The following is a 17,760-nucleotide window of genomic DNA, read 5'->3' as shown; positions in this document are numbered from 1 at the left end:
AGAAAAATAAAAAGGGCTTTCTTTTGAAAAGCACAAGGAAAAAACAATTTGGTATAGAAATTCTTAGCGAAATATTAACGAGATATTAATAAAATATTAATTATCTCATAAATGTTGATATATCAATGATACTTGATGTATTCTATAATTGGATATAGATTTTGAACAGCAAAAAAACAATTTAAATTCAGTTTTGGTCTAGTTTAGATAAAAAGAAATCTTATAATGGAATCATAGAAAGTTTTCTGAAGAGAGGTGAGTAGATGAGATTGCTTCAATGGTTGTTTAAAAAAACAGATGATTCTAAAAATAAGGTGGATGATTCTAATAAAGATGTTTTGTCAAGTGTTGGAGAAGCATCTTGGCAAGAATTAGATGGTTATATTCCAGCCCAAAGCCAAGAATATCAAATCGTCAGTTTAATAGCCAGTGCGATTGCTACCGGTGACAATCCTGAGCGTCAGTTTGTTGTTAAAAAGATATTAAAGCGCAATCCAGAAGTGTTACAAGTATCTTTGATTGCCTCTAGCTTGGTTCAAACGACTGATCCAAATGCGCAAGTTATCATTAAAAAAATTAGTAAAAAGTTACATTAATTATTGGAGGAAAAATATGTTAAGAAAATTTAAAATCTCAATTGATGGTAAAGAATATTTAGTAGAAATGGAAGAAATTGGGGGTGCTCCTGTACCGGCTGCTCCAGTTGCCCAGGAAGCGCCAGTCGCTTTGCAAGCATCAGAACCTACACCTAAACCAGTTGCCACACCACAGCCAGCTGCTCCTGTTGCTGCGGGTAGTGATGCGATGACTGCGCCAATGCCAGGAACCATTTTACGTATTTTAGTTAATCCGGGTGAAAGCGTAACTGAAAATCAACCGTTAATGATTTTAGAAGCAATGAAGATGGAAAACGAAGTGGTAGCTAATCGTTCAGGTGTTATTAGTGCAATTCATGTAACCCAAGGACAAATGGTCAATCCTGGAGATGCTTTAGTTACTATTGGATAGCAGCAAAGAACAAATAAAGAGGAAGTGATGAATGTGGAAACACTTATTGCAGGTGTTGTTCAAATGGGACAAGAGCCCGGAAGAATTGCGATGATGATTATTGGGGGTATTTTGATGTACCTCGGTATCAAAAAAGAATATGAACCGACCTTGTTGGTGCCGATGGGATTGGGAACGATTTTAGTTAACTTTCCATTTTCAGGAGTATTAGCAGCTGGTGGAGAAGAAGGGCCTTTTCAGGTTTTATTCCATGCAGGCATTGACACTGAGCTATTTCCATTGCTTTTATTCATCGGTATTGGTGCCATGATTGATTTTGGTCCATTATTACAAAATCCGTTTTTACTATTATTCGGTGCAGCTGCTCAGTTTGGGATTTTCTTCACCGTCATTGCCGCGGTATTGTTAGGTTTTGATTTAAATGATGCAGCTTCAATCGGTATTATCGGTGCTGCTGATGGGCCAACTTCTATTTTCGTGGCAAATACCTTACATTCGAAATATTTAGGGGCAATTATGGTTGCGGCTTATTCATATATGGCCTTAGTCCCAATTATTCAACCAGTAGCTATCAAAGCGGTAACGACGAAGAAAGAACGTCAAATTCGTATGAAATATCATGCTGGTCAGGTTTCACAAACGGCTAAAATTTTATTCCCAATCGTGATAACAATCGTAGCCGGTTTAATTGCACCAGTTTCTCTACCGTTAGTAGGCTTCTTAATGTTTGGTAATTTATTAAGAGAATGTGGGGTTTTAGATCGATTATCTGTAACCGCTCAAAACGAACTAGTGAATATTATTAGTATTCTATTAGGTTTAACTGTTTCAGTAAAAATGCAATATCAAGAATTTTTACGTGTAGATACATTAATGGTTATCGGCTTAGGTTTAGTAGCTTTTGTAATGGACTCTGTAGGGGGTGTCTTGTTTGCTAAGGTATTAAATCTATTCCGCAAAGAAAAAGTAAACCCAATGATTGGGGCAGCGGGTATTTCTGCCTTTCCAATGTCTAGTCGAGTAATTCAAAAGATGGCGACAGAAGAAGATCCGCAAAACTTTATTTTAATGCATGCAGCAGGAGCGAATGTCTCTGGACAAATTGCTTCAGTAATTGCCGGTGGTTTATTACTAGCTTTATTATCTTAAGAGAGGAGTCTAGCAATGTCAGAAGCATTAATGAAAGCATTAGAGTTATTAGTATTTGGCTGGGGTGGCGTTTTTAGTGTCATTTTGATCATCTATTTGGCAGCTTTACTGATTGCCAAGGCCTTCCCAGTGAAAAATAAATAAAGGAGCGAGCAACGTGTTTGAACTAAAAAGATTATGGCTGCAATATGATGAAGTGATGCATCAAAAATGGAAACAATTGATGGAACAAGCTAATCTAGACATTCACGAACAAATCGAATATACGCTAGGAATTTTTGATGGGGAAGATTTAATTGCAACGGGTTCATTTGATCGTAACATTATCAAGTGTTTGGTTGTTTGTCAAAACTATCAATCCGAAGATTTATTGTCCAAAATGTTGACACCTCTCATGCAAGAAATTCGGCAAAATGGCTTTAATCACTTTTTCATTTATACAAGTCCAGAAAAAGAGGCGATTTTTCAATCGCTGGGCTTTCAAACAATCATTAAAACAGCAGATATTCTCTTTTTAGAACAAGGCAATCCTAATTTAGATTCTTATTTAGCAATGCTTAGACAAAAGAAAATTATGGGTGTGACAGATGCAGGTGTGATTGTGATGAATGCCAATCCTTTTACCAAGGGGCATCAATATTTGGTGGAGCATGCTTGTCGTATTTGTAGTCATGTGTATGTTTTTGTTTTGTCAGATAATCAAAGCGAGTTTTCAGCAAACGACAGAATGGAAATGGTGAAAGCCGGAGTCGCACACTTAAAAAATGTTACGGTTTTGCCAACGAATGATTATATGGTTTCTTCGGCCACCTTTCCTGCTTATTTCTTAAAAGATAAAGCGCCATTAGCTCAAGCAAGTGTTCAAGCAAGATTAGATGCATTACTTTTCAAGCACAAGATTGCTCCGATATTGGAGATTCGATCCCGTTTTGTAGGTGACGAGCCCTTCTCCAAGGTGACTGATGTCTATAATCAAGCAATGCAAGAAGTGTTTCAACCAGAAATTCAGTTACATGTGTTGAAGCGACTAGCGATTGATAACCAAACAATCAGTGCAACCAAAGTGAGAAAAGCGCTGAAGGAACATGATGAACAACTCCTTTTACACTTTTTACCACAAACAACCTATAACTATTTGAAACGATACTATAATAATTTAGAGGTGAATATAAGTGGAAATCAAAATGAATTCAGTAGCAGGAACCGTTGAATCCAGTGATATCATGGTAACGATTGAACCAAACGATCAAAATAAAATCGAACTTCATTTGGTCAGTAGCGTAGAAAAGCAATTTGGTAAACAGATTCGTAAAGTCATTCTAGAAACTTTAGAAAATCTGGGTGTTACTTCTGCCAATGTTTCGGCAGTGGACAAAGGAGCGCTAGACTGTACAGTTCGTGCGCGTACGATTACAGCTGTCCACCGTGCGGCTCAAGTTGATACTTATGATTGGAAGGAGATAAACTCATGGAACGCTTAAGAAGAACGATGATGTTTGTGCCAGGTGCAAATGCAGCGATGTTAAGGGATGCGGCTTTATATGGTGCGGATTCTATTATGTTTGATTTAGAAGATGCAGTTTCTTTAAAGGAAAAAGATTCTGCGCGTGCATTAGTTCACTTTGCTCTAAAGACCTTTGATTACAGTAATGTGGAAACAGTGGTTAGAATTAATAGCTTAGATAGCTACGGCAAGCAAGATATTGAAGCGATGGTTTTGGCTGGTGTGAATGTTATTCGGCTACCAAAAACTGAAAACAAACAAGATATTATCGATGTGGATAATGAAATTACACGAGTAGAAGAAGAAAATGGTCTCTTAGTAGGAACAACTAAAATGATGGCTGCTATCGAATCGGCAGAGGGAATTTTGAATGTACGGGAAATAGCCACAGCCTCCAAGCGACTAATTGGAATCGCTTTAGGTGCGGAGGATTATGTGACAAATCTAAAAACTAAACGTTATCCTGACGGTCAAGAATTATTTTTTGCTCGTAGTATGATTTTACACGCAGCCAGAGCAGCTGGTATTGCCGCGATTGATACCGTATATTCTGATGTAGAAAATGTAGAAGGCTTTAAAGAGGAAGTTAAACGAATTAAGCAACTAGGCTTTGATGGAAAATCAGTCATTAATCCTCGTCAAATTCCAATTGTTAATGCTATTTATGCACCAACGCCTAAGGAAATTCAACAGGCTAAAGAAGTTATTTGGGCAATTCGTGAGGCCGAAGAAAAAGGTTCTGGTGTTATCTCGCTGAACGGTAAGATGGTAGATAAACCAATCGTTGAACGAGCACAAAGAGTAATCGCATTAGCTAAAGCTGCGAAATTGATTAGTGAGGAGGATTTATAAAATGGTTGTAAATAAAGTAGGTAAGGAGATTCCTCAAGCATATGCTGATAAATATGGTGTTTTTGAAGGTGAGCTAGCACATATTCATGAGTATCAAGAAGCCAGCCGTAAAATTAAACCAGTGAAGCCTTCTGATAGTAAGCTAGTCAGTAGCTTAAGGGAAGCTATTGAAAAAACCGGCTTAAAAGATGGAATGACTATTTCATTTCACCATCATTTCCGCGAGGGAGATTATGTCATTAATATGGTGATGGATGAAATTGCTAAAATGGGTATTAAAAATTTGTCGATTGCACCAAGCTCAATTGCGAATGTTCATGAACCGTTAATTGATCACATTAAAAATGGAGTTGTAACCAATATTACCTCTAGTGGCTTGCGTGATAAATTAGGAGCAGCGATTTCTGAAGGGATTATGGAAAATCCAGTGGTGATTCGTTCTCATGGTGGTCGTGCGCGAGCGATTGCTGCTGGAGATATTCATATTGATGTTGCTTTTATTGGTGCACCAAGCTCAGATATCTATGGTAATGCGAATGGGACAGTTGGTAAGGCGACTTGTGGTTCTTTAGGTTATGCCATGATTGATGCAAAATACGCTGATCAAGTGGTGATTATTACGGATACTTTAGTGCCTTATCCTAATACACCAATTAGTATCCCACAAACTGATGTGGATTATGTTGTTGAAGTTGAGGCTATTGGTGATCCAAAAGGAATTGCTAAAGGAGCAACCCGTTTTACTAAAAATCCTAAAGAATTATTGATTGCTGAATATGCAGCCAAAGTAATTACCCATTCACCATACTTTAAAGAAGGTTTTTCTTTCCAAACTGGAACAGGTGGCGCATCATTAGCTGTCTCACGTTTCTTAAGAGAAGCAATGTTAGAAAAAGGCATCAAGGCGAGCTTTGCCTTGGGAGGGATCACGAATGCGATGGTCGAGCTTTTAGAAGAAGGCTTAGTTGAAAAAATTATCGATGTACAAGATTTTGATCACCCATCTGCACTCTCTCTAGGTAAGAATGCCAATCATTATGAAATTGATGCGAATATGTATGCTTCTCCATTAAGTAAAGGTGCAGTGATTAATCAATTAGATACCGCAATTTTATCCGCATTAGAAATTGATACTAACTTTAATGTTAATGTGATTACGGGATCTGATGGAGTTATTCGTGGAGCCTCAGGTGGACATTCAGACACGAGTATGGCTTGCAAGATGAGTTTAGTGATTTCACCGTTAATTCGTGGTCGCATTCCAACAATTGTTGATCAAGTCAATACCGTTGTTACACCGGGAAGTAGTGTAGATGTAGTCGTTACCGAGGTAGGTATTGCGATTAATCCGTTACGTCAGGATTTAGTTGAACATTTTAAAGCATTAGATGTTCCACAATTTACGATCGAAGAGTTAAAAGAAAAAGCCTATAGCATTGTAGGTACTCCAGAGCCTATTCAATATGGGGATAAAGTTGTCGCTCTAATTGAATATCGCGATGGAACCCTAATTGATGTGGTGCATAATGTGTAAGCGAGTTTTTGATGGCCCTAGAGTTACTCTTGAAGAAATGCTTGAGGCCAGAGAAAATCGGGCAAATATCCAGCAGCAGCTTTTATTAAGTAATGTACAGGCAAGTCTATTAGTGGTAACAATGAATATTCCCGGACCAGTAAAATATTCACCTGTTTTAGCGCAGATTTTTCAACAGATGGTTGAAGAAATAGATGAGATACTTGATCAACAAAAAGTATTAGTCAGTCGATTTTGTGAACTGACTACAGGGATGGAATATTATCTATTAGTGGACATTCCTGCCAAACAATTAAAAGAGCAAATGGTTGCCCTAGAAAGTCATCATCCCCATGGAAGATTATTTGATTTAGATGTGCTTATCTTACAGGAGCAACTTCCTTGTCCGATTAGTCGACAAGAATTGGGGTATCCTAGTAGGCGATGTCTGATTTGCCAAGAGGATGCAAAAGTTTGTGGACGTTCTAGAAGGCATGATATCCAACAAATGCAACAAAAAATTAGTGAAATTATTCGATTAGAAAAGGAGTAAATGCATGTCAAAAATTATTCGTTTTACTGAAACGGTATTGCGTGATGGTCAACAAAGTCAAATTGCTACGCGCATGCCAACAAAAGATATGCTACCGATTTTAAAAACCATGGATCAAGCCGGCTTTTATGCGCTTGAGATGTGGGGTGGGGCAACCTTTGATGCTTGTTTACGTTTTTTAAATGAGGATCCGTGGGAAAGATTGCGCCAAATCAGAAAAGAAGTTAAACACACCAAACTACAAATGCTTTTACGTGGTCAAAATCTATTAGGCTATAAAAATTATGCCGATGATGTCGTAACGCAATTTGTAAAAAAATCAATCGAAAATGGGATTGACATTATTCGAGTCTTTGATGCGTTAAATGATGTGCGGAACTTACAAACTGCTATCAAGGCTACTAAAATGGCAGGTGGACATTGTCAAACGGCGATTTCCTATACAACAAGCCAAATTCATACGGTAGATTACTTTGTTCAATTAGCTAAAGAGATGGCTGATTTAGGCGCAGATTCGATTTGTATCAAAGATATGGCAGGAGTCTTAATGCCACAAGTCGGTTATGAATTAGTCAGTCGCATAAAAGATTCCGTGGATTTACCTTTAGAAGTGCATACCCATGCGACGAGTGGTATTTCTGAGATGACCTATTTGATGTGTGCGCAAGCCGGTGCGGATATCATTGATACGGCAATTTCTTCGTTTGCAGGTGGTACTAGCCAACCGGCTACTGAATCACTGGCAATGGCCTTTACTGAAATGGGCTTTGATACCGGATTAAACTTGGATTTATTGCCAAAAATCGCTGAATATTTTAATCCTGTTCGTGATCGTTTTAGAAAAGAAGGTTTGTTAAATCCTAAGGTGAAAGATACCGAACCAAAAACCTTAATTTATCAAGTTCCTGGCGGGATGCTATCGAACCTATTAAGTCAGCTAACTGAACAAGGTTTAGCTGATAAATACGAAGAAGTCTTGCAGGAAGTACCACGGGTGCGTAAAGATTTAGGCTATCCACCATTAGTTACACCGTTGTCACAAATGGTTGGGACACAGGCATTGATGAATGTCATTGCTGGTGAAAGATATAAATTAGTACCTAAAGAAATCAAAGACTATGTCAAAGGCTTATATGGTAAATCGCCAGTAGCAATTGATCCAAAATTACGTGAAAAAATTATTGGTGAGGAAGAGCTAATTACTTGTCGACCAGCCGATTTATTAACTAATCAATTACCAGGTTTTGCCAAAGAAATTGAACAATATGCTAAAAGTGAAGAAGATGTATTAAGTTACGCCCTCTTCCCACAACAGGCAAAAGACTTCTTAGGTCGACGTGAAGACCGTTTTTATGATGTACCCATCCAAAACGTCACCGTCACTATCGATACAAAAATGTGAAGTAGCTTGAATAGTCACGAGAAAATAAGTTCCAGTGTGGCGAGAAAGAAGGAAATCAAAAGAACCGACCTTCTTAGCCAAACTGGCTTATTTTCTGAAGTGACTAGCTACTGAACATAGATTACCCAAAAATGTGAAGTAGCTTGAACAGTCACGAGAAAATAAGTGTATAGGCTACTTATATGAAATCCTAAAAAAAATTTTTTAACTTAGCGTTCCCTTTTAAAAGAAATATAAATAAATCATTGTGAGAAAATTGGTTTAGACAGTTGTCTAAGCCATTTTTCTTTTTACTTGGTGTTTATAGCTTATTTATCAAAAGCAAACGTTTTGAATTTTTTCTTTTTTGGATTAGAATGAAAGTAGCTGATATTGACGAGAAAAAAGTGTTAACTTTATATTGGATAAATGGAGGGTAATATGGAGAATTTTAATTTTTATGTGCCAACAGATGTGCGTTTTGGTAAGGATCGTTTGGGTGAGTTGCCTGAGGTTTTGAATGAGTTTGGTAAGCGTGTGTTGTTAGTTTATGGTGGCGGTAGTATTAAAAGAATCGGTCTTTATGATAAATTAATGACGATTTTGAAGGATAATGGAAATGAAGTGTTTGAATTAAGTGGGATTGATCCCAATCCACGTATTGAGAGTGTTCGTGAGGGGGTTGCTTTGTGTCGCGAGCATCAGGTGGATGTGGTGTTGGCCGTTGGTGGTGGTTCAGTGATTGATTGCAGTAAAGTGATTTGTGGGGCAACTTTTTATGAAAAAGATGCGTGGGATTTAGTTTTGAGTCGTAATTATGCTGGTCCAGCGCTGCCTTTGGTAACCATCTTGACCTTGTCTGCAACAGGAACAGAAATGAATCGTAATGCGGTGATTTCTAATCTGAAAACACGTCAAAAATTAGGGATTTATGGTAAAAACTTATTACCTAAGGCTTCTTTCTTAGATCCACAAAATACTTACACGGTTAGTCAGTATCAGACGTTGGCTGGTTCAGCGGATATTTTAAGTCATTTAATGGAACAATATTTTGATTTAACACCGGGAACAGAAGTACAGGATAGTATTGCTGAAGCGTTGATGAAAACAGTCATTCAATGCTTGCCAGTTGCTTTGAAGGAGCCAGATAACTACGATGCTAGAGCAAATTTAATGTGGGCAAGTACGTTAGCGTTGAATGGTTTACCTGGAACTGGACGTAAGGGTGCTTGGTCTTGTCATCCAATGGAGCATGAGCTCAGTGCATTTTATGATATTACTCATGGGATTGGTTTAGCGATTTTAACACCACGGTGGTTGGATCACGTATTAAATGAAAAAACTTTACCAAAAATTGAACGCTTTGCTAGAAATGTTTGGGGAATCACTGAAAAAGATGCGATGACCGCAGCTAAAATGGGTATTCAAGCACTTTATGATTTCTTTGTGTTAAATGGTGTGCCAATGACCTTGCCTGCTGTAGGGATTAATTCTGAAGGTGAGTTTGAAGCAATGGCTAGACAAGCTGTTGATCATAGCACGATTGCTACGGCTGCCTTTTCGCCTTTAAATGTTGAGGATGTTGTAGCAATCTATCAAGCATGTATGAAAGACAGTCATTTTATCTAAGGCTAAAGTTTTCTTGTTTTGCAAAAGTTTAGCCAATAAAAAAAAGGAAGTGCGTGTGTACCGACCCCCAAAAGTTAGACCATAAAATCTAACAATTGGAGGTCGGTATTTTTATGTCCAAATATTCTTTTGAGTTTAAAAAGCAAGTTGTAAATGCTTATCTTAATGGCGAAGGTGGTTATACTTATCTTGCAAATAAGTTCGGCATTCCATCTGATAATAAAGTTAAACTATGGGTGGATAATTACAATGCATTTGGTGATGAAGGATTAAAACGTTCTAGAAAAAAAGATTTTTATTCTTTTGAAAAGAAGCTTTCTATAGTAGAGTTATATTTATCAAGTGAAATCTCATATCAAGATTTAGCTCTGCAAGAAGGAATTACTAATCCAAGTATGATCACAAATTGGGTGAGTCGCTTTCGTGCAGCTGGTCCTGATGCCCTAAGACCACGCAAGAAGGGACGAAAGAAAACATTGAATACAACTAATGGCAATACACAAAACAAACCAGTTGAAGAATCTTCTGTTGATACAAGTGCAGAACATGTAAAAGAGCTAGAAGATGAACTTCTTAAATTGAGAATTGAGAATGCCTTTTTAAAAGAACTGAGGAGGCTGCGTTTAGAGGACGAGGAAAAAATGAGAGAACGGCACTCGTCATCAACAGTCTCCGACGAGAATTCAAACTAAAAGACCTTCTCTCTTATACAGGCATGCCTAAAGCAACATATATGTATTGGCAAAAACGATTTGATAGAGAAAATCCTGACAAAGAACTTGAAGAAAAAATCCAAGAAATCCGTAAGAATAATAAGGATTACGGATATCGTAGAATACATGGAGAGCTTCATAATCAAGGATATCTCATCAACAAAAAGAAGGTTCAGCGAATAGTTCAAAAACTTGGCTTGCAGGTGACATCCTACACACGCAAAAGTAGGAAATATAGTTCCTATAAGGGCAGGATTGGTACCATTGCACCCAACAGAATTCGCAGACGCTTTAATACGCACATACCCCATCAAAAAATCACAACGGATACGACTGAATTTAAGTATTATGAAGTTGATGTCAAAGGACATATGACAATGCATAAGCTGTATTTAGATCCATTTATGGATATGTGTAATGGAGAAATACTAAGTTACAGCATCGATAAGAAACCTTCAGCAAAGAATGTAATGAATGCCTTGGATAAAGCCATTGAAATCACTTCAGACTGCCCTTATAGACGAACATTCCATTCTGACCAGGGTTGGGCATACCAGATGAAGGCATACTCTCAAAGGCTAAAAGAAGAACGAATATTTCAAAGCATGTCTCGAAAGGGCAACTGTCTAGATAATTCCGTAATGGAGAATTTCTTCGGTCTGCTTAAGCAAGAGATATACTATGGCGTTACTTACTATAGCTATGAGGAATTAAAAATGGAAATAGAACGATTTATAAAGTATTATAATGAACAACGAATAAAAGAAAAGTTAGGATGGATGAGTCCTGTTCAATATAGGCTCCATCTTTTAGCTGCATAATGAAAACGAGACGACCGGAGTCGTCTCGTAAAAAAGTCTAACTTTTGGGGGTCACCTCACGTGCACTTCCTTTTTTATTTAGAAATTATAAGTAGTATTTCTTAGCAACTGTTAAATCATCGTTTAATTCATAAACTAATGGTTGACCAGTTGGGATTTCAAGATCCATGATATCTTCGTCTGAGATACCTTCGATGTGTTTAGCTAAAGCACGTAAAGAATTACCGTGTGCAGCAACTAAAACAGTTTTACCATCTAATAATGCTGGAGCAATTTGATCTTGCCAGAATGGTAAAGCACGTTCTAAAGTAACTTTTAAGTTTTCTCCTCCTGGTACATCGCGAGGGTCTAACATTGCATAGCGACGATCGCCAGCGATTGAACCTTCGTCAGTAGCATCTTGTAATGGAGGTAATACATCGTAAGAACGACGCCAGATGTGTACTTGTTCGTCACCATATTTTTCAGCAGTTTCTTTTTTGTTTAAACCTTGTAATTTACCATAGTGACGTTCGTTTAAGCGCCATGATTTAATTTGAGGTACCCATAATTGATCTGAGTATTCTAAAATTAAGTTACATGTTTTGATAGCGCGAGTTAAAACTGAAGTGAAAGCTACGTCAAATTCGATTCCAGCTTCTTTAATTTTACGTCCGCCTTCTTTGGCTTCTTCAACACCTTCTGGAGCTAGATCAACATCAGCCCAACCGGTGAATTGGTTTAATTTGTTCCATTCACTTAATCCGTGACGTGAAAAAACTAATTTTGGCATAAAAAAACTCTCCTTTATGTTGTTAGTTTTCTGAAATTTTTTCATTCCTTCCACATTGTACACTTTTTTACAAGGAATTTCCATGAAAAAAAGCTGGGAAAGTAAAATTTTAGCAAAGAATCATCAATTTTTTGTTACCTTAGTTTGCGTGAATGGTTTTAACACCCTCAGGAGTACCGATAATCACCGTATGAACCATATCTAAAAATAAGCCGTGTTCCACAACTCCAACGATAGTATCTAATTGTTTGGCCAATTTATGAGTGTCATCAATTTTTTCTAGGTGTAGGTCAATGATATAATGACCACAATCAGTAACAACAATTTCACCTGCTGCATTTTTGCGTAGGCTAGGTTGCCAACCTAAATCGCTAAATTGTTTGAGGACTTGTTGGTGACCATAAGGAATAACTTCGATTGGCAGTGGAAATTTTCCTAGAGTAGGCACCATTTTGGATTGGTCGACAATCCAAATTACTTTTTTAGAATAAGTCGCGACAATTTTTTCGAAAAGTAAGGCTGCCCCACCACCTTTGATGCCACCAAAATCAGGATCGATTTCATCTGCGCCATCAATTGTTAAATCTACATAAGGGACTTCATCAATGGTTTTTACCGGAATACCTAATCCTTCTGCTTGTTTTTTTGAAGCAATTGAAGTGGGCACCCCAACAATTTGTAAGTTTTCTTCTTTAACGCGACGACCAAGCTCTTCAATCATGTAGTAGGCCGTGGATCCCGTACCTAATCCTACAATCATCCCGTCTTTCACATACTTACTTGCTTCAATACCGACCATTTGTTTTAAGTTCATTCTATTGCCACCTTTACAAAATTAATTACTATTTTATTATACAATTCTTTGATAAGAAATCCTATGAAAAGATAGTCTCAATTAATAGAGTAAGGGCTAAAAATATTGGTCGAAAAAACTAAAAATTTTTTCAGAAAATAGCTTAAGCTAACGTTGACAGTTTGTAAAAAGTGTGTTACCATGAAAAAGGTGCTTTAAACAGGTTCCGTATGGGACGTGCTGACTGTGAATAAGCCATTGATAAAGGTGCAGTTATCTGCATTATTTTTTATCGCAAAGAAAAGAACCACCTGGATGTGTGGGACTAAGAAAGCGAATCAAGGAAGGAGGAAAACAAGGAATGCCTACAATTAACCAATTAGTACGTAAGCCTCGTAAATCAAAGGTTGAAAAATCAAATTCACCTGCATTAAACAAAGGATATAACAGTTTCAAAAAGACTCAAACGAATGTGAGCTCACCTCAAAAACGTGGGGTAGCAACTCGTGTGGGAACTATGACACCTAAAAAACCGAACTCAGCTTTACGTAAATATGCCCGTGTTCGTTTGTCAAACTTAATCGAAGTTACAGCTTATATCCCAGGTATTGGCCACAACTTACAAGAACACAGTGTTGTGTTATTACGTGGTGGACGTGTAAAAGACTTACCAGGGGTACGTTACCACATCGTTCGTGGTGCGTTAGATACTGCTGGTGTGAACAACCGTAAACAAGGTCGTTCTAAATACGGTACTAAACGTCCTAAAGCTTAATTTTTGACTTTGAAACGAAATTATATAAATTAATCATATTACGAAAAGGAGGAGTTACGGATGCCTCGTAAAGGTCCTGTTGCAAAACGTGATGTTTTACCAGATCCTATTTATAACTCAAAATTAGTAACTCGCTTAATCAACCGTGTCATGATCGACGGAAAACGCGGGATTGCTGCAAGCATCATTTATAATGCATTTGATATTATTAAAGAATCTACAGGTAATGATCCATTAGAAGTATTTGAACAAGCTATGAAGAACATTATGCCTGTATTAGAAGTTAAAGCTCGTCGTGTGGGTGGTTCTAACTACCAAGTACCAGTTGAAGTACGTCCAGAACGTCGTACAACTTTAGGTTTACGTTGGATCGTTAGCTACGCTCGTCTACGTGGCGAACACACAATGGAAGAACGTCTTGCAAAAGAAATCATGGATGCTGCTAACAACACTGGTGCTTCTGTGAAAAAACGCGAAGACACACACAAAATGGCCGAAGCCAACCGTGCATTTGCACACTATCGTTGGTAAGATCCTCTCTGCAGCAAGCTTATGGCTTGCTGACAGAAGGTATAGCATGAAACAACCGATTTAAGTTAGAGAGGAGAAAAACCTACAATGGCAAGAGAATTTTCTTTAGAAAAAACTCGTAACATTGGTATCATGGCCCACATCGATGCCGGTAAGACAACTGCGACAGAACGTATCTTGTATTACACTGGTAAAATCCACAAAATTGGGGAAACTCACGAAGGTGCGTCTCAAATGGACTGGATGGAACAAGAACAAGAACGTGGGATTACTATCACATCTGCTGCGACTACTGCACAATGGAAAGGTCATCGTATCAACATCATCGACACACCAGGACACGTGGACTTCACTGTTGAGGTTGAACGTTCATTACGTGTATTAGATGGTGCAGTAACTGTCTTAGATGCTCAATCTGGGGTAGAACCACAGACTGAAACTGTATGGCGTCAAGCAACTACATACGGCGTTCCTCGTATTGTATTTGCTAACAAAATGGATAAAATCGGTGCAGACTTCTTATACTCTGTAAGAACTTTGCATGACCGTTTACAAGCAAACGCACATCCAATTCAATTACCAATTGGTGCGGAAGATAGCTTCACAGGTATCATTGACCTTGTGAAAATGAAAGCCGAAATCTACACTAATGACTTAGGTACTGAAATCGAAGAAACTGAGATTCCAGAAGAATACCGTGAATTAGCTGAAGAATGGCGTGAAAAATTAGTGGAAGCTGTTGCTGAAACTGATGAAGAATTAACAATGAAATACTTAGAAGGTGAAGAAATCACTGAACAAGAACTAAAAGAAGGAATTCGTCGTGCAACTACTGCTGTAGAATTCTACCCAGTTCTTTGTGGTTCTGCGTTCAAGAATAAAGGGGTTCAATTATTATTGGATGCCGTTATTGATTACTTACCTTCTCCATTAGATATCCCTGCAATCAAGGGTATCGATCCTAAGACTGACGAAGAAGTAACTCGTCCTGCTGACGATTCTGCTCCATTCTCAGCTTTAGCCTTCAAAGTTATGACTGACCCATTCGTAGGTCGTTTAACTTTCTTCCGTGTGTACTCTGGTGTATTACAATCAGGTTCATACGTACAAAATGCAACTAAAGGAAAACGTGAACGTGTTGGACGTATCCTACAAATGCACGCAAACTCTCGTTCAGAAATTTCTGAAGTATACGCAGGGGATATTGCGGCTGCTGTTGGTTTGAAAGACACAACTACTGGGGATACGCTATGTGATGAAAAGAGCCTAGTTATCTTAGAATCAATGGAATTCCCAGAACCAGTTATCCAAGTTGCTATTGAACCAAAATCTAAAGCTGACCAAGACAAAATGTCTATCGCTTTACAAAAATTATCTGAAGAAGACCCAACTTTCCGTGCAGAAACTAACCAAGAAACTGGCGAAACAATCATCGCTGGTATGGGTGAGCTTCACTTAGATATCATCGTTGACCGTATGCGTCGCGAATTCAAGGTTGAAGCGAACGTTGGTGCACCTCAAGTATCTTACCGTGAAACATTCCGTACAGCTACTCAAGCTGAAGGTAAGTTTGTACGTCAGTCTGGTGGTAAAGGTCAATACGGTCACGTATGGATTGAATTTACACCAAACGAAGAAGGTGCTGGTTTCGAATTTGAAAACGCAATTGTCGGTGGTGTGGTTCCTCGTGAATACATCCCAGCAGTTGAAGTTGGATTGAAAGACGCTATGGAAAATGGTGTTCTTGCAGGATATCCAATGGTTGACATCAAAGCTAAGCTTTATGATGGTTCTTACCACGATGTCGACTCAAGTGAAACTGCCTTCCGTGTAGCTGCTTCTATGGCTTTACGTGCAGCTGCTAAGAAAGCTAACCCAGTAATCCTTGAACCAATCATGGCTGTTGAAGTCGTTGTTCCAGAAGAATATCTAGGAGATGTTATGGGACACGTTACTGCACGTCGTGGTCGTGTTGAAGGTATGGAAGCACGCAACAGCTCTCAAGTTGTACGCGCAATGGTTCCACTTGCTGAAATGTTCGGTTATGCAACTACTTTACGTTCAGCAACTCAAGGTCGTGGTGTGTTTACAATGACATTTGACCACTACGAAGATGTTCCAAAATCTGTTCAAGAAGAAATTATTAAGAAAAACGGTGGAAAAGCTGAATAATCTTTGACTTTTTTGCATGAATTTTTGCAAATAACTATCTTTTTTAACGATTTTTCGGTACAATAAAAGCGATGATATGGGCAGAGAGCGTTCTGCTCTCTACCTATCAGATAAATTAAAAAAATGTATTAATAGGAGGCACATTTTAAAATGGCAAAAGAAAAATTTGACCGTTCTAAATCCCACGTTAACGTTGGTACAATCGGACACGTTGACCATGGTAAAACTACATTAACAGCTGCTATTACAACTGTATTAGCTAAACAAGGTGGGGCACAAGCTATGGCTTATGACCAAATCGATGGTGCTCCAGAAGAACGTGAACGTGGTATCACAATCTCAACTGCACACGTTGAGTACGAAACAGCTACTCGTCACTATGCACACGTTGACTGCCCAGGACACGCTGACTACGTTAAAAACATGATCACTGGTGCTGCTCAAATGGACGGTGCTATCTTAGTAGTATCTGCTGCTGATGGTCCTATGCCACAAACTCGTGAACACATTCTTTTATCACGTAACGTTGGTGTGCCATACATCGTTGTTTTCTTAAACAAAGTTGATATGGTTGACGACGAAGAATTATTAGAATTAGTTGAAATGGAAGTTCGTGACTTATTAACTGAATATGACTTCCCAGGAGACGATGTTCCTGTAATCGCTGGTTCTGCATTAAAAGCTTTAGAAGGCGACCCTGCTTACGAAGAAAAAATCTTAGAATTAATGGCTGCAGTTGACGAATACATCCCAACTCCAGAACGTGACAACGACAAACCATTCATGATGCCAGTTGAAGACGTGTTCTCAATTACTGGTCGTGGTACTGTTGCTACAGGTCGTGTTGAACGTGGACAAGTTCGTGTTGGTGACGAAGTTGAAATCGTTGGTATCGCTGACGAAACTTCTAAAACAACAGTTACTGGTGTTGAAATGTTCCGTAAATTATTAGATTACGCTGAAGCTGGAGACAACATCGGTGCATTATTACGTGGTGTGGCTCGTGAAGACATCCAACGTGGTCAAGTATTAGCTAAACCAGGTTCAATCACTCCACATACAAAATTCACTGCTGAAGTGTACGTTTTAACTAAAGAAGAAGGTGGACGTCATACTCCATTCTTCACTAACTACCGTCCACAATTCTACTTCCGTACAACTGACGTTACAGGTGTAGTTAACTTACCAGAAGGTACTGAAATGGTTATGCCTGGTGATAACGTAGCTATGGAAGTTGAATTAATCCACCCAATCGCTATCGAAGACGGAACTCGTTTCTCAATTCGTGAAGGCGGACGTACTGTTGGTTCAGGCGTTGTTACAGGTATCTTAGCTTAATTTTAAGCTTAATATTTGATTTCAAAGACAAGAAGCATTTTGCTTCTTGTCTTTTTTTATATAAAAACAAATAAGAATTTGCACATCAAAAATTAATTATTATTTAATGTTTTGAAGTTGATTTTTCAACATTTTTTTAACGGATATATATTGTGAAAGTTATTAAAAAACACATTTTCTGAAAGCTTCTGCTTATTTTCATTAAATAAAAATGAAAAAATGTCGATAATCAATACATATTGATTAAATGGGGTGG

The 17,760-nt window shown here is 38.2% G+C and carries 18 protein-coding genes; 16 read left to right on the top strand and 2 right to left on the bottom strand.

The features are described 5' to 3' along the window. The first annotated feature begins 263 nt into the window (after positions 1-263). The 12 genes from RK02_RS10560 (at position 264) to RK02_RS12160 (ending at position 11,123) form a co-directional block, all read left to right on the top strand. Complete coding sequence (locus RK02_RS10560; protein WP_016184229.1) at positions 264-596, top strand: hypothetical protein; 333 nt, start codon at positions 264-266, stop codon at positions 594-596. Between the two features lie 16 nt (positions 597-612). After that, entirely contained in the window at positions 613-1,008 is a 396-nt protein-coding gene (locus RK02_RS10555) for an acetyl-CoA carboxylase biotin carboxyl carrier protein subunit (protein ID WP_016184228.1), read from the top strand. Positions 1,009-1,041: 33 nt separating this feature from the next. Continuing rightward, positions 1,042-2,157 (top strand): sodium ion-translocating decarboxylase subunit beta, encoded by a 1,116-nt coding sequence (locus tag RK02_RS10550; protein WP_026231359.1) that lies wholly within the window; start codon positions 1,042-1,044, stop codon positions 2,155-2,157. 15 nt (positions 2,158-2,172) lie between these two features. Continuing rightward, the gene (locus RK02_RS12500; protein WP_016184226.1) at positions 2,173-2,301 is read left to right on the top strand and encodes an OadG-related small transporter subunit; all 129 of its coding nucleotides are present in this window, start codon (positions 2,173-2,175) and stop codon (positions 2,299-2,301) included. Between the two features lie 13 nt (positions 2,302-2,314). Beyond that, positions 2,315-3,367: a [citrate (pro-3S)-lyase] ligase gene (citC, locus tag RK02_RS10545; RefSeq protein WP_016184225.1), complete on the top strand. Its 1,053-nt coding sequence runs from the start codon at positions 2,315-2,317 to the stop codon at positions 3,365-3,367. Beyond that, positions 3,342-3,638, top strand: a complete 297-nt coding sequence (citD, locus tag RK02_RS10540) for a citrate lyase acyl carrier protein (RefSeq protein ID WP_018451680.1) — start codon at positions 3,342-3,344, stop codon at positions 3,636-3,638. The genes citC and citD overlap by 26 nt, the downstream gene beginning before the upstream one ends. Further along, a complete protein-coding gene (citE, locus tag RK02_RS10535; RefSeq protein ID WP_016184223.1) occupies positions 3,626-4,513 on the top strand; it encodes a citrate (pro-3S)-lyase subunit beta in 888 nt (295 codons plus the stop codon). The genes citD and citE overlap by 13 nt, the downstream gene beginning before the upstream one ends. A gap of 1 nt (position 4,514) precedes the next feature. Beyond that, the gene (gene citF, locus RK02_RS10530) at positions 4,515-6,047 is read left to right on the top strand and encodes a citrate lyase subunit alpha (RefSeq protein WP_016184222.1); all 1,533 of its coding nucleotides are present in this window, start codon (positions 4,515-4,517) and stop codon (positions 6,045-6,047) included. Then, positions 6,040-6,579 (top strand): citrate lyase holo-[acyl-carrier protein] synthase, encoded by a 540-nt coding sequence (gene citX, locus RK02_RS10525; RefSeq protein ID WP_018451679.1) that lies wholly within the window; start codon positions 6,040-6,042, stop codon positions 6,577-6,579. The genes citF and citX overlap by 8 nt, the downstream gene beginning before the upstream one ends. Before the next feature lie 4 nt (positions 6,580-6,583). Continuing rightward, positions 6,584-7,981, top strand: a complete 1,398-nt coding sequence (locus tag RK02_RS10520) for an oxaloacetate decarboxylase subunit alpha (protein WP_016184220.1) — start codon at positions 6,584-6,586, stop codon at positions 7,979-7,981. A gap of 420 nt (positions 7,982-8,401) precedes the next feature. Continuing rightward, positions 8,402-9,589 carry an iron-containing alcohol dehydrogenase gene (locus RK02_RS10515; RefSeq protein ID WP_016184219.1) on the top strand — a complete coding sequence of 396 codons (1,188 nt, stop codon included), beginning with the start codon at positions 8,402-8,404 and terminating at the stop codon, positions 9,587-9,589. Between the two features lie 113 nt (positions 9,590-9,702). Next, positions 9,703-11,123 (top strand): IS3 family transposase gene (locus tag RK02_RS12160; protein ID WP_143139393.1). Its coding sequence is split into 2 segments (ribosomal slippage): positions 9,703-10,270 and positions 10,270-11,123, totalling 1,422 coding nucleotides; the frame shifts between segments, so codons are not numbered across the junction. An 85-nt stretch (positions 11,124-11,208) separates the two neighbouring features. On the opposite strand, the gene gpmA is transcribed toward RK02_RS12160, so the two are convergent. Both gpmA and rpiA read right to left on the bottom strand, forming a co-directional pair. After that, positions 11,209-11,895 (bottom strand): 2,3-diphosphoglycerate-dependent phosphoglycerate mutase, encoded by a 687-nt coding sequence (gene gpmA, locus RK02_RS10500; RefSeq protein ID WP_016184216.1) that lies wholly within the window; start codon positions 11,893-11,895, stop codon positions 11,209-11,211. A 139-nt stretch (positions 11,896-12,034) separates the two neighbouring features. Continuing rightward, positions 12,035-12,709 carry a ribose-5-phosphate isomerase RpiA gene (gene rpiA, locus RK02_RS10495; protein WP_016184215.1) on the bottom strand — a complete coding sequence of 225 codons (675 nt, stop codon included), beginning with the start codon at positions 12,707-12,709 and terminating at the stop codon, positions 12,035-12,037. A gap of 340 nt (positions 12,710-13,049) precedes the next feature. On the opposite strand from rpiA, the gene rpsL reads away from it, so the two are divergent. The 4 genes from rpsL to tuf all read left to right on the top strand — a co-directional run bounded on the left by rpsL (position 13,050) and on the right by tuf (position 17,504). Further along, positions 13,050-13,463, top strand: coding sequence for a 30S ribosomal protein S12 (gene rpsL / locus RK02_RS10490; RefSeq protein WP_016184214.1), 414 nt, complete (start codon positions 13,050-13,052; stop codon positions 13,461-13,463). Positions 13,464-13,523: 60 nt separating this feature from the next. After that, on the top strand, positions 13,524-13,994 hold the full coding sequence (gene rpsG / locus RK02_RS10485; protein WP_016184213.1) for a 30S ribosomal protein S7: 471 nt from the start codon (positions 13,524-13,526) through the stop codon (positions 13,992-13,994). A gap of 87 nt (positions 13,995-14,081) precedes the next feature. Next, the gene (gene fusA, locus RK02_RS10480; protein WP_016184212.1) at positions 14,082-16,166 is read left to right on the top strand and encodes an elongation factor G; all 2,085 of its coding nucleotides are present in this window, start codon (positions 14,082-14,084) and stop codon (positions 16,164-16,166) included. A 150-nt stretch (positions 16,167-16,316) separates the two neighbouring features. Then, complete coding sequence (gene tuf, locus RK02_RS10475) at positions 16,317-17,504, top strand: elongation factor Tu (protein WP_016184211.1); 1,188 nt, start codon at positions 16,317-16,319, stop codon at positions 17,502-17,504. Positions 17,505-17,760: the final 256 nt, after the last annotated feature.

Source organism: Enterococcus columbae DSM 7374 = ATCC 51263 (assembly GCF_000406925.1).
Lineage (GTDB): Bacteria > Bacillota > Bacilli > Lactobacillales > Enterococcaceae > Enterococcus_E > Enterococcus_E columbae.
Note: the sequence above shows the minus strand (reverse complement) of the source record. Positions and strands in the feature narration are given on the sequence as shown.

Excerpts from the sequence above, each read along its gene's own strand:
- RK02_RS10560 (WP_016184229.1), top strand. The coding sequence starts at position 264 with ATGAGATTGCTTCAATGGTTGTTTAAAAAAACAGATGATTCTAAAAAT.
- RK02_RS10555 (WP_016184228.1), top strand. The coding sequence starts at position 613 with ATGTTAAGAAAATTTAAAATCTCAATTGATGGTAAAGAATATTTAGTA.
- RK02_RS12500 (WP_016184226.1), top strand. The coding sequence starts at position 2,173 with ATGTCAGAAGCATTAATGAAAGCATTAGAGTTATTAGTATTTGGCTGG.
- citD (WP_018451680.1), top strand. The coding sequence starts at position 3,342 with ATGAATTCAGTAGCAGGAACCGTTGAATCCAGTGATATCATGGTAACG.
- citE (WP_016184223.1), top strand. The coding sequence starts at position 3,626 with ATGGAACGCTTAAGAAGAACGATGATGTTTGTGCCAGGTGCAAATGCA.
- citF (WP_016184222.1), top strand. The coding sequence starts at position 4,515 with ATGGTTGTAAATAAAGTAGGTAAGGAGATTCCTCAAGCATATGCTGAT.
- citX (WP_018451679.1), top strand. The coding sequence starts at position 6,040 with ATGTGTAAGCGAGTTTTTGATGGCCCTAGAGTTACTCTTGAAGAAATG.
- RK02_RS10520 (WP_016184220.1), top strand. The coding sequence starts at position 6,584 with ATGTCAAAAATTATTCGTTTTACTGAAACGGTATTGCGTGATGGTCAA.
- RK02_RS10515 (WP_016184219.1), top strand. The coding sequence starts at position 8,402 with ATGGAGAATTTTAATTTTTATGTGCCAACAGATGTGCGTTTTGGTAAG.
- gpmA (WP_016184216.1), bottom strand. The coding sequence starts at position 11,895 with ATGCCAAAATTAGTTTTTTCACGTCACGGATTAAGTGAATGGAACAAA.
- rpiA (WP_016184215.1), bottom strand. The coding sequence starts at position 12,709 with ATGAACTTAAAACAAATGGTCGGTATTGAAGCAAGTAAGTATGTGAAA.
- rpsL (WP_016184214.1), top strand. The coding sequence starts at position 13,050 with ATGCCTACAATTAACCAATTAGTACGTAAGCCTCGTAAATCAAAGGTT.
- rpsG (WP_016184213.1), top strand. The coding sequence starts at position 13,524 with ATGCCTCGTAAAGGTCCTGTTGCAAAACGTGATGTTTTACCAGATCCT.
- fusA (WP_016184212.1), top strand. The coding sequence starts at position 14,082 with ATGGCAAGAGAATTTTCTTTAGAAAAAACTCGTAACATTGGTATCATG.
- tuf (WP_016184211.1), top strand. The coding sequence starts at position 16,317 with ATGGCAAAAGAAAAATTTGACCGTTCTAAATCCCACGTTAACGTTGGT.